The organism is uncultured Flavobacterium sp. (assembly GCF_951805225.1).
In the GTDB taxonomy this organism is placed as follows: Bacteria; Bacteroidota; Bacteroidia; order Flavobacteriales; family Flavobacteriaceae; genus Flavobacterium.
Map to the genome: position 1 here is coordinate 5,289,757 of NZ_OX638201.1, position 13,866 is coordinate 5,303,622.

A 13,866-nucleotide genomic window follows, 5' to 3' on the forward strand; every position below is an offset into this window, starting at 1 on the left:
TTCTAGTTTCACTCTAGTACTTTCTTTCTAATATTTCCACATACAAATCAATTAATAAAAAGATTTGAAATTGGAAAATATACCAAGTCCCATTATAATTCAAGATTTCATCACCGAAAGTGGTGCAACATATCTTTCATTACCGTTAAGTTTTACGCTTTCTGGTTTGCCATTGCATAGCGCGCCTATAGTTTTGGTTAATCATGCTTTGACAGGAAACGCTGAGGTAACTGGAGAAAATGGTTGGTGGAATGATTTAATTGGCGAAGAAAAAACAATCGATACCCAAAAATATACCATTCTGGCATTTGATGTTCCGGGAAATGGAAACGATTCGTTTATAATTGAAAATTATCTGGATTTTACCACGAGAGATATTGCCCGAATTTTTATAAAAGGTTTAGAAGCTTTAAATATTAGCCAAGTGAACACCATTATTGGAGGTTCTGTTGGCGGAGGAATCGCCTGGGAAATTCTTGCATTAGAACCTAATATTACTCAAAACCTAATTCCCATTGCGACAGACTGGAAATCTACAGACTGGATGATTGCTAATTGCTATTTGCAAGAGCAGATTCTGAATAATTCTTCAAGACCAATAGAAGACGCCAGAATTCACGCAATGTTATGTTACAGATCTCCTGAATCATTCAAAGAAAAATTTCAGCGTACAATCAATGCCAATCTTTCTGTTTTTAATATAGAAAGCTGGTTGGCACATCACGGTGAAAAACTACAAAAGAGATACCAATTGGCATCGTATAAATTGATGAACCAATTGCTTAAAACCATAGATATTACCAGAAATAGTGACGATTTTGAAACTTTAATGTCAAGAACAAATGCAGCGATTCATATTATTGGAATCAATTCGGATTTGTTTTTTACACCAAAAGAAAATCGGGAAACTTTTCAGGACCTAAAAAAGTTCAAAGACAATGTTTTTTACAGCGAAATAGATTCAGTTCACGGACATGACGCTTTTTTAATCGAGTACAAACAATTAGATCATTTACTTGCCGATATTTTTAAGGCAGAAACAATAGAAAAATAAAATGAAAATATTAAAATTTGGAGGCAAATCGTTATCAAACGGAGAAGGACTTAGTAAGGTAGTTTCAATCATTTTAGATAAAGTAAATCAAGGCGAAAAAATTGCCGTAGTAGTTTCTGCCCGCGGAAATGCAACTGATGAATTAGAAGATATTTTAAGAATAGCTGCTAAAAACGGAAATTACAAACCTTTATTAGAAAGCTTTAAAGCATATCAAACTTCAGATTATCCGCAAGTTGATTTATCAGAAGAGTTTAATATTTTAGATAAACTTTTTGAAGGAGTAAGCCTGATTGGAGATTATAGCAATAAAATTAAAGATCAGATTTTATCTAAAGGCGAATTGCTTTCGGCTAAATTATTAACTTCAATTTTGGTTGAAAAAGGGATTCCTGCAAATTTTGTTGATACAAGAGAATTGCTAAAAACCGATTCGAAATTTGGTGATGCGCAGCCTTTAGAACAACTTTCAAAGAAAAATGTAATCAACTATTTCAAATTACATAACGGAGAAACAGTTAATATCGTTACAGGTTTTATTGGTTCAAATAACAACAACGACACAACAACATTAGGAAGAAATGGAAGTAATTATACCGCTTCGTTAATTGCTAATTATTTAGATGCCGAAGAACTTCAAAACTTTACACACGTTGACGGAATTTATACCGCAAATCCTGATTTGGTTGCCGATGCTAAAAAAATCGAATACTTATCATTTAATGAAGCGAATGAATTAGCCAATTTTGGAGCAACAATTCTGCACGCTAAAACGATAATTCCATTATTAGAAAAAAATATTCCGCTTCGTATTTTAAATACTTTCAATCATGAAAACCGCGGAACTTTAATTACCTCAGATTCTGCTAAAGAAGGAATTAAAACACTTTCTGTTTTGGAAAATGTTTCTTTGGTAAATCTTGAAGGTCGTGGATTACTTGGAAAATCAGGAGTTGATGCTCGTATTTTTAAAGTTATGGGCGATCATAATATCAGTGTAAGTATCATTTCTCAAGGTTCTTCAGAAAGAGGAATCGGATTGGTTGTGGCTAAAGATAAAGCAACTCTTGCAATGGTAGAATTAGAGAAAGAGTTTGAAAACGACTTTTATTCTAAAGATGTAAACCAAATTACAGTAACAGATAATGTTTCGGTAATTTCAATCATTGGTCAGGATTTAAGTACTTTCCACAAGCCTTACACAGCCTTAATTAAAAACAAAATAGTTCCAATATTATTCAACAATACAGTTACGGGTAAAAACGTGAGTTTGGTTGTTAAAAAGGAAGAACTGAACAAAGCTTTAAATGTAATTCACGGAGAGATTTTTGGAGTTTCTAAAAAAATCAACATTGCTATTTTCGGTCACGGATTAGTTGGAGGAACTTTGATTAATCAAATTTTAGAATCGGCTGCAGCAATTGAGAAACGTAAAGATGTGAAATTGAACGTTTTTGCAATTGCGAATTCTAAAAAGTTACTTTTAAATAGAAATGGCGTAACTTCAAACTGGAAAAATGATATTGCAAGCAAAGGAGAAGCTTACACAATCAAAGATATTATCGCTTATGCAAATGAGTATCATTTAGAGAACTTAATTGCGATTGATAATACAGCAAGCGCAAGTTTTGTTGAGAATTATATTCCGCTTATCGAAAGCAGTTTCGATTTAATTTCATCAAATAAAGTAGCCAATACATTAAGCTATGGTTTTTATAAAGAATTGAGAAAATCGTTAACAGATAATCAGAAGAATTATTTATACGAGACTAATGTTGGTGCAGGATTACCGCTAATTGATACGATAAAATTATTGCATCTTTCTGGTGAAAACATCACAAAAATAAAAGGAGTTTTCTCAGGAACATTAAGTTATTTATTTAATAATTTCTCTGCGAAAGATGCTCCGTTTAGCGAAATTTTGCAAGAAGCAATTGACAACGGATATACAGAACCAGACCCGCGTGAGGATTTATGCGGAAATGATGTGGGAAGAAAATTATTGATTTTGGCAAGAGAATTAGATTTGCAAAATGAGTTTGAAGAAATCTCAATTCAAAACTTAATTCCGGAACATTTACGTGAAGGAAATGTTTCTGATTTCTTGACAAAACTAAAAGAATTCGATCCAATTTATGAGAAAATAAAAGCCGATCAAAAGCCAAATCACGTATTAAGATACATTGGTGAATTGTCTGGAGATTTGCAAAATGACAAAGGAATTCTGGAAGTAAAATTAGTTTCAGTTCCATCAGATACAGCTTTAGGCGGATTAAAAGGTTCGGATTCTTTCTTCGAAATTTATACTGAATCTTACGGAGATCGTCCAATCGTTATTCAAGGAGCCGGTGCAGGTTCTGCAGTAACAGCAAGAGGTGTATTTGGAGATATTTTGAGATTATCTGATAAAGGGTAATTTGATTTTAATTCCCGAGACTTTAAGATTAGGTTTTAGAATATTGAGATAAACAGTTATAAGAGACAAGTAATATTTGTATGAATTATTTAAGGAAAAGCATAATATTGATAATTTCATGTATTGGTCTTATTGTATCTTGTAAGAAAGAAAAAGCAGAAGTAGTTGTACCAGAAGTAAAATTTGTTTATTCCTCTAAAGAGATTATTGCAGCAATTGATAAAGGTGATCTAAAAAAGTTAAAGGAATGTATTGAAAAAGGAGAAGATCCTAATGGTCGATGCAAAGGTTATACCAGAGGCGGTAGAGAAGAAGGCCAGGAAAATATATCAGATAGAGACTGGACGCTTTTAATGTATGCTGTTTTTCATAATGAAGCAGATATCGTAAAATTTCTTATAGCAAAAAAGGCAGATATAAATGCAGTAAATGCGGTTGGACATAGTGCTTTATTCCTGGCTTGTGCTAATAACGAAGAGAAGATGGGTTTGCTGTTGATAGAAAATGGGGCAGATGTAAATATTGGGAAAGATGATGATGGAATGAATGCTTTGCAATGGGCATTATCTTACGAATTGAATGACTTATCATCAAAATTAATCGAAAAGGGCGCTGATGTAAATGCATTCTCTACAGAAACAGGGAGATCTGTTTTGATGGAAGCTTTTTTTTCGGACACCATAAAACCTGCAATTGCACATCGGATTATTGATTTGGGAGCAGAGGTTCATTTTATAGACCCAAGGAATAAAGAAACACCATTGATGCTGGCATGTATGAGAAACGATAGTATCTCAGTAAAAAAATTAATTAACAAGGGAGCATATGTAAATCTTGAATCAAAAGCAGGTTATACCGCTTTGACATATGCAGCCGGAAATGATTTTCAAGATGCTTCATTGCTTCGTTATTTGGTCAGTAAAGGAGCTAAAATTAACGATCAAAATGTACCTTTGATAGACGCAGCACAAAGCGGAAGTTTAAAAAAAGTAAAGTTTTTGGTCGAAAACGGAGCAGATGTTAATAAAAGAAGACCTATAAATGGACTCTCTGCATTATTTGAAGCTGGATTTTCTGCCTATTTAGATATAGCAACCTATTTAATTGATAATGGAGCTAATGTTAATATTGAGAATTTTGATGGCGAAAGTGTACTGTATCGATCAATAGGAAGTGAAAAAGGGAGTTTTAAAATGGTCCAATTATTAATTGATAATGGGGCTAATGTTAATCACATAGATAAATCTGATAAAAGTACCGCTCTGATGAAAGCTGCTGAATATAATTTACCTGATATTGTGGCGCTTCTAATAGAAAAAGGAGCAAGTAAAGAAGGTGTGGATACTTACGGAAAAACAGCAAAAATGTATGCAGAAGAATCAGCAACCAGAACTGGAGATGATAAAATATTGACCTTTTTTGAATAAAAACAAAACAGCTTAGGAAAACAAAAATAAAACAACAACACAATGAAAGTAACTTTAAACAGAGTAAACGACGCGTTTCATTTTAAACTCAAAAATGAAAGAGGTCATGTAGTTGACGTTGACAGCAGAGCCGAATTTGGCGGAAGCGATTTAGGTGCAAGCCCAATGGAACTTGTATTAATGGGAGTTGCAGGATGCAGCGCAATTGATATGATTTCGATTTTGAAGAAACAACGTCAGGAAATAACTTCATTCAACGCTGAAGTTGAAGGAGAACGTGTAAAAGTTGGAGAAGCAACACCTTTTAAAGAAATCAACGTGGTTTTTTACTTAGAAGGAGATATTAATCCCGAAAAAGCACAAAAAGCAGCACAACTTTCTTTCGAGAAATATTGTTCAGTTTCTAAAACAATCGAACCAACAGCTACAATAAACTACAAAGTTGTATTAAACAACGAAGCATTATAAATTAGAAAATTAGTCAATTTGAGAATTAGATAATTTTTTGGTTGACTTAAAACTCACTATAGTTTTAGTTTTAAATTCTGGTTTTTATCTATAGAAAAAACTTGGAACTTAAAACTCGAAACTAGAAAAACTAAAAAAATGAACGAAGAAGAATTAGGTTTTGAAACCTTAGCCATACGCACACATTTAGAAAAATCACAATTTCAGGAACATTCAACTCCTTTGTATTTATCATCAAGTTTTGTATTTGAAGACGCAGAGGATATGAGAGCTTCTTTTACAGAAGAAAAAGTACGTAATATTTATTCCCGTTTTAGCAATCCAAATACAACAGAGTTTGTTGATAAAGTTTGTGCTATGGAAGGTGCTGAAGCAGGTTATGCTTTTGCAACCGGAATGGCAGCTATATATTCTACTTTTGCAGCATTGTTGGATTCAGGAGATCATATCGTTTCTGCGGGAAGCGTTTTTGGATCGACTCACGCGTTGTTCATGACTTATTTTCCAAAATGGAATATTGAAACAACTTATTTTGACATCAATAAACCGGAAACAATCGAAAGCTTTATTAAGCCTAATACTAAAATTCTTTATGCTGAAACACCAACAAATCCGGGTGTAGACGTAGTTGATTTGGAATTGTTAGGACAAATTGCGAAAAAGCATAATTTGATTTTAATAATTGATAACTGTTTTGCTACGCCATATATTCAGCAGCCTATAAAATATGGAGCACATTTAGTGGTTCATTCTGCTACAAAATTAATTGACGGACAAGGACGTGTTTTAGGTGGAGTTGCTGTTGGAGATGCCGAGTTAATTCGTAAAATATACTTGTTTTCAAGAAATACAGGACCGGCAATGTCGCCATTTAATGCGTGGGTTTTGTCAAAAAGTTTAGAGACTTTGGCCGTACGCGTTGACAAACATTGCGAAAATGCATTAAAAGTGGCAGAGTTTTTAGAAAGTCACCCAAATGTAAATAGCGTGAAATATCCGTTTCTAAAATCACATCCAAAATATGAAATTGCCAAAAAACAAATGCTTTTAGGAGGTAATATAATCGCAATTGAAATTAAAGGCGGACTTGAAGCAGGAAGAAAATTTTTGGATAAGATTAAATTATGTTCACTTTCTGCAAATATTGGAGACGTAAAAACTATTGTAACGCATCCGGCATCAACAACACATAGTAAATTATCTGTTGAAGAAAAATTATCTGTTGGAATTACAGAAGGTTTAGTGCGTGTTTCTGTAGGTTTGGAAAGCGTAAAAGATATTATTGCTGATTTAGATCAGGCACTTTCTTAAATAATTTATTTAATATAGTTGTCAGACTGAACGAATTCGAAGTTAAATATTTAGCTTCATTCTCGTGCAGTCTGACATTTTTATTTAAGGCTCTATGAAACCAAGATTACTTATTTTATCAGATTTATATGGAGGAGATAATCCGGAATGGATTCAGCAATACATAGATTTGCTGGAGTTTAAATTTGAGATTCAGTATTATGATACGCTTAAACTTGCAAGTATTGATTCGGTTAATCTTTCAGAAAGTGATATTCATGCTCAGTTTCTTAACGGAGGAATTGATAAAGCGGTTGAAACTTTGCTCAACTTAGAAAAAGGAAAAGTATTAGTTTTAGGATTTAGTATTGGTTGAACAATAGCGTGGAAAGCTACTTTGAAAAATCTTGAGGTTTCAAATTTATTTGCTGTTTCTTCAACTCGATTGCGATATGAAACGGAATCTCCAAATTGTGAACTGAAATTATATTTTGGAGAAAAGGATCCGAACAAACCTGACTCACAATGGTATTTGGATTTGAATTTAGAATATGAAATTATCAAAGACAGTAATCATCAATTATATTTGAGGGAAAATAATGTGTCTTTAATTTGCAGTGATATTTTGAAATCATTGTTATAAAGCATACATCAAACCAATTAAAAAATGAGTAATTCTGTTTATATCGTAGAAAAGAAATTATTTACTTCTGATCGTGATCGTTTTTTAAATTGCATCATTGATTTCTTCTTTATCTTCTTTTCAATATTTATTGTTACAATATTTGTTATAATTACTGGTAACATCTTTCAATGGGATATATATAACAGTTGGGTAGAAATAATGATTGAACTTGGAATGTTAGGGGCTTATCTTTCTTTTGCAATGGTTTATTATTTGGTTTTCGAGGGGCTTTTCGGTAGAACTATGGGTAAAATCATTACTGGCAGTATTGTAGTAAACGAAAATGGTTTAAAACCCAGTTTTGGTATTATTTGTATAAGAACTTTATGCCGTTTGATTCCTTTTGATGCGCTTTCGTTTCTTGGGAAATCTGAAAGAATATGGCATGATTCAATTTCTAAGACTTATGTTGTAGAAAAAAAAGACTTAGAAAAGGATATGGAAATGTTTTATAATTTGAATTTAATTGGCATTGAAGATACAAATTGATTTAAACTATACTAATTTAGTAGAATATAGATTGAATCTGTTATATTCTCATTTAAAAAGATTATTTTTGTTGAAGAAAATATGCGTATTGTTTGTTTTAGTTCTTTTGATAACCTTAGAACTAGAATTTATAATTACGATCTAAAATATAAAAATGCTTTCAAAGAAAACAAAATACGGAATTAAAGCCTTAACATATTTAGCCAGACGAGAAAATAATGATCCTGTACAAATTGCAGAAATTGCAAAAAGCGAACATATTTCAATTAAGTTCTTAGAAAGTATTTTATTACTACTTAGAAATTCAGGTTTTCTAGGAGCGAAAAAAGGAAAAGGTGGAGGTTATTATCTGATAAAAGATCCAAAAGATATCAGTATGGCCAAAGTATATCGTATTCTCGAAGGTCCAATCGCATTACTTCCGTGCGCAAGTCATAACTTTTATGAAAAATGTGACGATTGTGATGATGAAACTACTTGTGCGGCCAGACGTTTAATGACTGAAGTGAGAGATAATACACTTAAAATTCTGGAAAGTAATTCATTGGCAGATATTGCATTTTAATTTAAACCATGTAAGTTATATAAGTTCATTTTAGACTTTGTTGCGACATAGCTTAATTAAATGAACTTATATAACTTATATGGTGAAAAAATCCGTTTTAAAAAATCAATTTGTATCCGGCTAAGAAAAGCATTACTGCAATAGCATTTCTAAGAAATAGATCAGGAATTTTTCCGCTTAACATGCTTCCAATAAAGATTCCCGGAAGCGATCCCATTAATAATTGACCTAGTAAAAGCAAATCTAAATTTCCCATAGAAGCGTGTCCTATTCCAGCAACAAGCGTTAAAGGAACGGCGTGCGCAATCTCGGTTCCTACCAAACGAGGCGTTGGCAAAAGCGGATAAAGAAAGAATAAAGTAACCGTACCCAAAGCGCCAGCGCCAATCGACGTTAGTGTTACAGTTGCTCCAAGTAACACACCAATTCCAATGGTTAGCATGTTTTGAGTATGACTTTCGCTATGAAATTTATCTCCCGCGTGTTTTTGAGAATACTTTAATAATCTCTTTTTAAATAAAATTGCGATTGAAGTAAAAAGTAATGCCCAGCCTAAACTATATTTAATTACAGCATTAATAGTCGAAATATCTGTTTTGATACTATTTAAGATCCATAAGGTCAATAATGCTGCGGGAACACTTCCTAAAGTAAGCCAGCCCGTAATTTTCCAATTGATGTTTCCTTTTTTATGGTGTACAAATACGCCTCCCATTTTGGTAAAAGCGGCATATAATAAATCAGTGCCAACAGCTGTAGTTGGTGGAATTCCGAAGTATAATAATATGGGAGTCATTAAGGAACCTCCTCCAACGCCCGTTAATCCTACTACAAAACCTACTACCAAACCAGCAATTACAAGACCTATTTGAAAATCCATGAATAAATATTTGCAGTAAAAATAATAACAATTTTATAATTATCCTATGGATATGGTAGACTTTAAAATGTTATATTTGCAAATAGATATCATTTATAGTTTATTTGGTTGTATTACAGCTTGATATGATTTTTAACTTAAGAAGCTAATTTGTTATATTCTTGAAAGTTACGATTTAGTTGATCTAAAGAAAATTAGAGTTGTAAAAAAATTAAATAATACTTTGATATTTAGAAATAAGTATTAATTTTGCATAGTAATCTATTAACCCTATAGGGTAATAGATTTTGCAAACCAAAACCAACCATGATAGTATGGAAAAAGAATTAAAAATAAATAGTTATGATGTTAGAACAGATGCATCAATAAAAGAAAAGTTGTGGGTAATTGTACCTGTTATTTTATTAGTAGGTTTATTATCTACATTAATTTTTAATCACTACGCTGAGTTTTCATGGAGTGGGTTTGTTGGAGGTTTCAATCAGGAGTTCTTAGTATTTTTTGGGATTGGTGTTTTTGCTCAATTGGTTGATGGAACATTAGGAATGGGTTACGGAGCAACTTCAACGTCATTTTTATTGGCTTATGGAGTTCCGCCGGTTGTTAGCAGTACTGCGGTTCACGTTTCAGAAATGTTTACAACAGGAGCTTCGGCACTTTCTCATCATAAGTTTGGGAACATCAATAAAAAATTGACAAAACACTTATTAATTCCGGGTGTTTTAGGTTCGATTACAGGAGCTTATTTATTATCGGATGTAATTAACGGAGATATTATTAAGCCATTTATTGCAGTTTACATGATTATTTTGGCAGCTGTTATTATCAAAAAAGCGTTGTCTAAAACAGTTGTAAAAAAGAAAACCACAAAACTAGGATATTTAGCAACTTTTGGTGGTTTTATGGATTCGGTTGGCGGCGGTGGCTGGGGACCAATTGTAACTTCTACATTATTAGGAAGAGGCAGGAATCCAAGATATACAATAGGTTCTGTAAATGCAGCGGAGTTTGCAATTTCATTTGCAAGCGGAATCACATTCATGCTTTTTGGAGGAATCCACGGCTGGCAGGTTATTTTTGGGTTGATTATAGGAGGCGTAATTTCGGCACCTTTAGCGGCTTATTTGGTTAACAAAATCAAAAGAAAACCAATGATGGTTGCAGTTGGAATTTTAATTATATTATTGAGTTTAAAAACATTATCTAAATTATTGTAATAAGTTTTTTAGAAAGGGAAAGAAAGAGATTATGAGTGCGACGATTATACAATCATTATTAGATAAAACAAAAGATTTTTCACTGGAGGAAACATTGGCTTTTTTAGCAAATGAATATCCTGGAAAAGTAATTTTTTCAACTTCTTTTGGTCAGGAAGATCAGGTGATTACAGATTTTATTGCAAAAAGTAATCAGGATATCACCATTTTTACATTAGATACCGGAAGATTATTTCAGGAAACATACGATGTTTTTCATAAGACATTAAAAAAGTATAACAAACCAATTGAGGTTTATTTTCCGGAAGCGACAGCAGTCGAAAATTTATTGAAGCACAAAGGACCAAACAGCTTTTATGATTCGGTAGAAAATAGAAAGGAATGTTGTTTTATTCGAAAAGTAGTTCCGTTGAGAAAAGCTTTGGCAGGAAATTCAGTTTGGATTACAGGTTTAAGAGCTGAACAATCTGAGAATAGAAACGATTTACAATTGTTTGAATACGATGGAGGTTTCGAAATTATAAAGTTCAATCCGCTATTAAAGTGGACTTTAGAAGAAGTTGAAACTTATTTATCAGAAAATAATGTTCCTCAAAATGCTTTGCACAAACAAGGTTTCGTAAGTATAGGTTGCGCGCCATGTACAAGAGCGATTTTCCCAGGTGAAGATATCAGAGCCGGAAGATGGTGGTGGGAATCAAGTCATAAAGAGTGTGGCTTGCATAGCGCGAAGAAAGACTAGAATAGGCAAGAAGCTAGATACAAGAGAATAGAATAAAGAAGCAAGAATATAGATTCAAGACAATTAGATTAAAGTTCCGGAGGAACGATTTATATTGTAGCGTCGGGTTTTAACCCGATGGACGAGGTGGAACGATTTATATTGTAGCGCCGGATTTTAAACCGGGGGAAATGAAGATTCGTATTGTAGCGTCTCGAAACAACGAATTGAAATTCGTTGAAAAAACAAAAACAAAAAACACAGAATAACGATAGTTTATAGGTTTTAGATTAAACTCACAGCAATCTAAAATTGAAAAACTATCAAGCATTAAACAAAATATCAAATGAGTTCAAGTTCAGTATTAAAAACAAACGCTTTAGAGAGTGAAGCGATATACATTTTCAGAGAAGTAATTTCACAATTTGACAAACCTGTTTTACTTTTTTCTGGAGGAAAAGATTCTATAACATTAGTGCGTTTGGCACAGAAAGCATTTTTTCCTGCTAAGATTCCGTTTCCTCTATTGCACGTTGATACAGGACACAATTTCCCTGAAACAATTGCTTTCAGAGACAAATTGGTAGAAGAATTAGGCTTGGAATTAATCGTTCGTAATGTTCAGGATGCTATTGATGAAGGAAAAGTAGTTGAAGAAACCGGAAAATATTCTAGTAGAAACAGCTTACAGACAATCACACTTTTAGATGCAATCGAAGAATTTAAGTTCGATGCTTGTATTGGTGGAGCGCGTCGTGATGAAGAGAAAGCAAGAGCTAAGGAACGTATTTTTTCAGTTCGTGATGATTTTGGTCAATGGGACGAGAAAAATCAAAGACCTGAGTTATTTGATATTTTGAATGGAAAAATAGAAAATGGACAAAACGTTCGTGTTTTCCCAATTTCAAACTGGACAGAATTAGATGTTTGGAGTTATATCGAAAAAGAACACATAGAAATTCCGTCTATTTATTTTTCACATAAAAGAAAAGTTTTTTTGAGAGACGGTTTAATCTGGTCGCATTCTCCTTTTGTGTATCAGGAAGAAGACGAACAAATCGAAGAAAGAATTGTTCGTTTTAGAACCGTTGGAGATATGAGTTGTACAGCCGCTGTTGAATCTTATGCAGCAACAATCCAGGAAGTAGTTGGAGAAATTAGAGAATCTACTATTTCAGAAAGAGGAGCCAGAATTGATGACAAACGTTCTGAAGCCGCAATGGAAAAGAGAAAACAACAAGGATATTTTTAATTATTAATTGTGAATTATAAATTATTAATTAAAAATACTGGAGAGTAAAATTCAAAAAAACATACAGATTTAAATTTTAGTTCAAAGGCAAGCAACTTGAAACGTGAAACCTGGAACAAAAAAATTAGACCTGAAACAAATATTACAGAATGGAAGTTTTAAAAATAGCAACAGCAGGAAGTGTAGATGACGGAAAAAGTACTTTGATCGGGAGATTATTGTACGATACAAAATCATTGACTACAGATAAAATCGAGGCAATCGAAAAAAGCAGTAAACAAAAAGGATATGATTATCTGGATTTCTCATTAGCAACAGATGGTTTGGTTGCCGAAAGAGAGCAAGGAATCACGATTGATGTTGCGCACATTTATTTTTCGACTGCAAAGAAAAGTTACATTATTGCCGATACTCCGGGTCACGTAGAATACACTAGAAACATGGTTACAGGAGCTTCGACTTCTCAGGTTTCTATTATTTTAATTGATGCAAGAAAAGGAGTAATTGAGCAAACATACCGTCACTTTTTTATCAATAATTTATTGAGAGTAAAAGAGGTAATTGTTGCGATTAACAAAATGGATTTAGTTGATTATTCTGAAGAAGTTTTCAATAAAATCAAAGCCGATTTTCAGGCATTAAACGCAAAAAGTACATTCAAGGAACAAAACGTAAGTTACATTCCGTTAAGTGCAATTAATGGCGGAAATGTAGTAGATCAATCAAAAGATATGCCTTGGTATACTGGTCAAACCGTTTTGGAACATTTAGAAGGATTGCATTCTCATGATGTTTTTGAAACAGGAAAAGCACGTTTTCCGGTTCAAACCGTAATTCGTCCAAAGACAGAAGAATATCATGATTTTAGAGGATACGCAGGGAAATTATACGGAAACTCTATTAAAGTTGGAGATGCTGTCACGGTTCTTCCTTCTTTAACGGAATCAAAAGTATCTAAAATTCACTTTTTCGATAAACAATATGATGAAGCCGTTGCAGGATCTTCGATTACAATCGAATTAGAAAACGACATCAATGTTACAAGAGGAGATATGATTGTAAAATCATCAGAACTTCCAAAAATTGAAAAAGAAATAAACACAACAGTTTGTTGGATGGACAGTAAAAAGCTGGTTCCAGGAACAAAATATATCGTTCAGCACAATACAAACTCCGTTTTAGCAAAAGTAGAAAGTATCAAAAATACAATCTCAACTGACTATTCAGGAACAAAAGAAGCGTCACAATTAGCGATAAACGAAATTGGAGAAGTAAGCATTAAATTAAGTAAACCATTATATTTTGATGCCTACAACGATAATAAATCAAACGGCGCTTTTATCTTAATTGATACAGCAACGAACACAACAGCAGGAGTAGGATTCATTCGCTAGTTGATAGT

General features: G+C 33.0%; 13 protein-coding genes. 12 read left to right on the top strand and 1 reads right to left on the bottom strand.

The genetic code is table 11. The annotated features are described in order from the left end of the window. Positions 1-70 precede the first annotated feature (70 nt). The 8 genes from WN975_RS22080 to WN975_RS22115 all read left to right on the top strand — a co-directional run bounded on the left by WN975_RS22080 (position 71) and on the right by WN975_RS22115 (position 8,394). A complete protein-coding gene (locus WN975_RS22080; protein ID WP_337968369.1) occupies positions 71-1,054 on the top strand; it encodes an alpha/beta fold hydrolase in 984 nt (327 codons plus the stop codon). A 1-nt stretch (position 1,055) separates the two neighbouring features. Continuing rightward, positions 1,056-3,470 carry a bifunctional aspartate kinase/homoserine dehydrogenase I gene (gene thrA / locus WN975_RS22085; protein ID WP_099710597.1) on the top strand — a complete coding sequence of 805 codons (2,415 nt, stop codon included), beginning with the start codon at positions 1,056-1,058 and terminating at the stop codon, positions 3,468-3,470. An 80-nt stretch (positions 3,471-3,550) separates the two neighbouring features. Beyond that, positions 3,551-4,897, top strand: a complete 1,347-nt coding sequence (locus WN975_RS22090) for an ankyrin repeat domain-containing protein (RefSeq protein WP_337968370.1) — start codon at positions 3,551-3,553, stop codon at positions 4,895-4,897. A gap of 42 nt (positions 4,898-4,939) precedes the next feature. Further along, entirely contained in the window at positions 4,940-5,365 is a 426-nt protein-coding gene (locus WN975_RS22095; protein ID WP_099710598.1) for an OsmC family protein, read from the top strand. 138 nt (positions 5,366-5,503) lie between these two features. Next, positions 5,504-6,676, top strand: coding sequence for an aminotransferase class I/II-fold pyridoxal phosphate-dependent enzyme (locus WN975_RS22100; RefSeq protein WP_337968371.1), 1,173 nt, complete (start codon positions 5,504-5,506; stop codon positions 6,674-6,676). Positions 6,677-6,770: 94 nt separating this feature from the next. After that, entirely contained in the window at positions 6,771-7,031 is a 261-nt protein-coding gene (locus tag WN975_RS22105; protein ID WP_337968372.1) for a hypothetical protein, read from the top strand. Between the two features lie 291 nt (positions 7,032-7,322). After that, the gene (locus tag WN975_RS22110) at positions 7,323-7,829 is read left to right on the top strand and encodes an RDD family protein (RefSeq protein WP_337968373.1); all 507 of its coding nucleotides are present in this window, start codon (positions 7,323-7,325) and stop codon (positions 7,827-7,829) included. Between the two features lie 154 nt (positions 7,830-7,983). After that, positions 7,984-8,394, top strand: a complete 411-nt coding sequence (locus tag WN975_RS22115) for an Rrf2 family transcriptional regulator (RefSeq protein ID WP_099710601.1) — start codon at positions 7,984-7,986, stop codon at positions 8,392-8,394. A 97-nt stretch (positions 8,395-8,491) separates the two neighbouring features. On the opposite strand, the gene WN975_RS22120 is transcribed toward WN975_RS22115, so the two are convergent. Continuing rightward, positions 8,492-9,274, bottom strand: a complete 783-nt coding sequence (locus WN975_RS22120) for a sulfite exporter TauE/SafE family protein (protein ID WP_099710602.1) — start codon at positions 9,272-9,274, stop codon at positions 8,492-8,494. Between the two features lie 314 nt (positions 9,275-9,588). Between WN975_RS22120 and WN975_RS22125 the strand changes: the two genes are divergently transcribed. From WN975_RS22125 to WN975_RS22140, 4 genes are all read left to right on the top strand, one after another. After that, positions 9,589-10,491 (top strand): sulfite exporter TauE/SafE family protein, encoded by a 903-nt coding sequence (locus WN975_RS22125; RefSeq protein ID WP_337968374.1) that lies wholly within the window; start codon positions 9,589-9,591, stop codon positions 10,489-10,491. Positions 10,492-10,522: 31 nt separating this feature from the next. Continuing rightward, positions 10,523-11,233, top strand: a complete 711-nt coding sequence (locus tag WN975_RS22130) for a phosphoadenylyl-sulfate reductase (RefSeq protein ID WP_337968375.1) — start codon at positions 10,523-10,525, stop codon at positions 11,231-11,233. A 325-nt stretch (positions 11,234-11,558) separates the two neighbouring features. Beyond that, complete coding sequence (cysD, locus tag WN975_RS22135; protein ID WP_056244950.1) at positions 11,559-12,464, top strand: sulfate adenylyltransferase subunit CysD; 906 nt, start codon at positions 11,559-11,561, stop codon at positions 12,462-12,464. 149 nt (positions 12,465-12,613) lie between these two features. Then, the gene (locus WN975_RS22140; RefSeq protein ID WP_099710605.1) at positions 12,614-13,858 is read left to right on the top strand and encodes a GTP-binding protein; all 1,245 of its coding nucleotides are present in this window, start codon (positions 12,614-12,616) and stop codon (positions 13,856-13,858) included. The last annotated feature ends 8 nt before the right edge of the window (positions 13,859-13,866 follow it).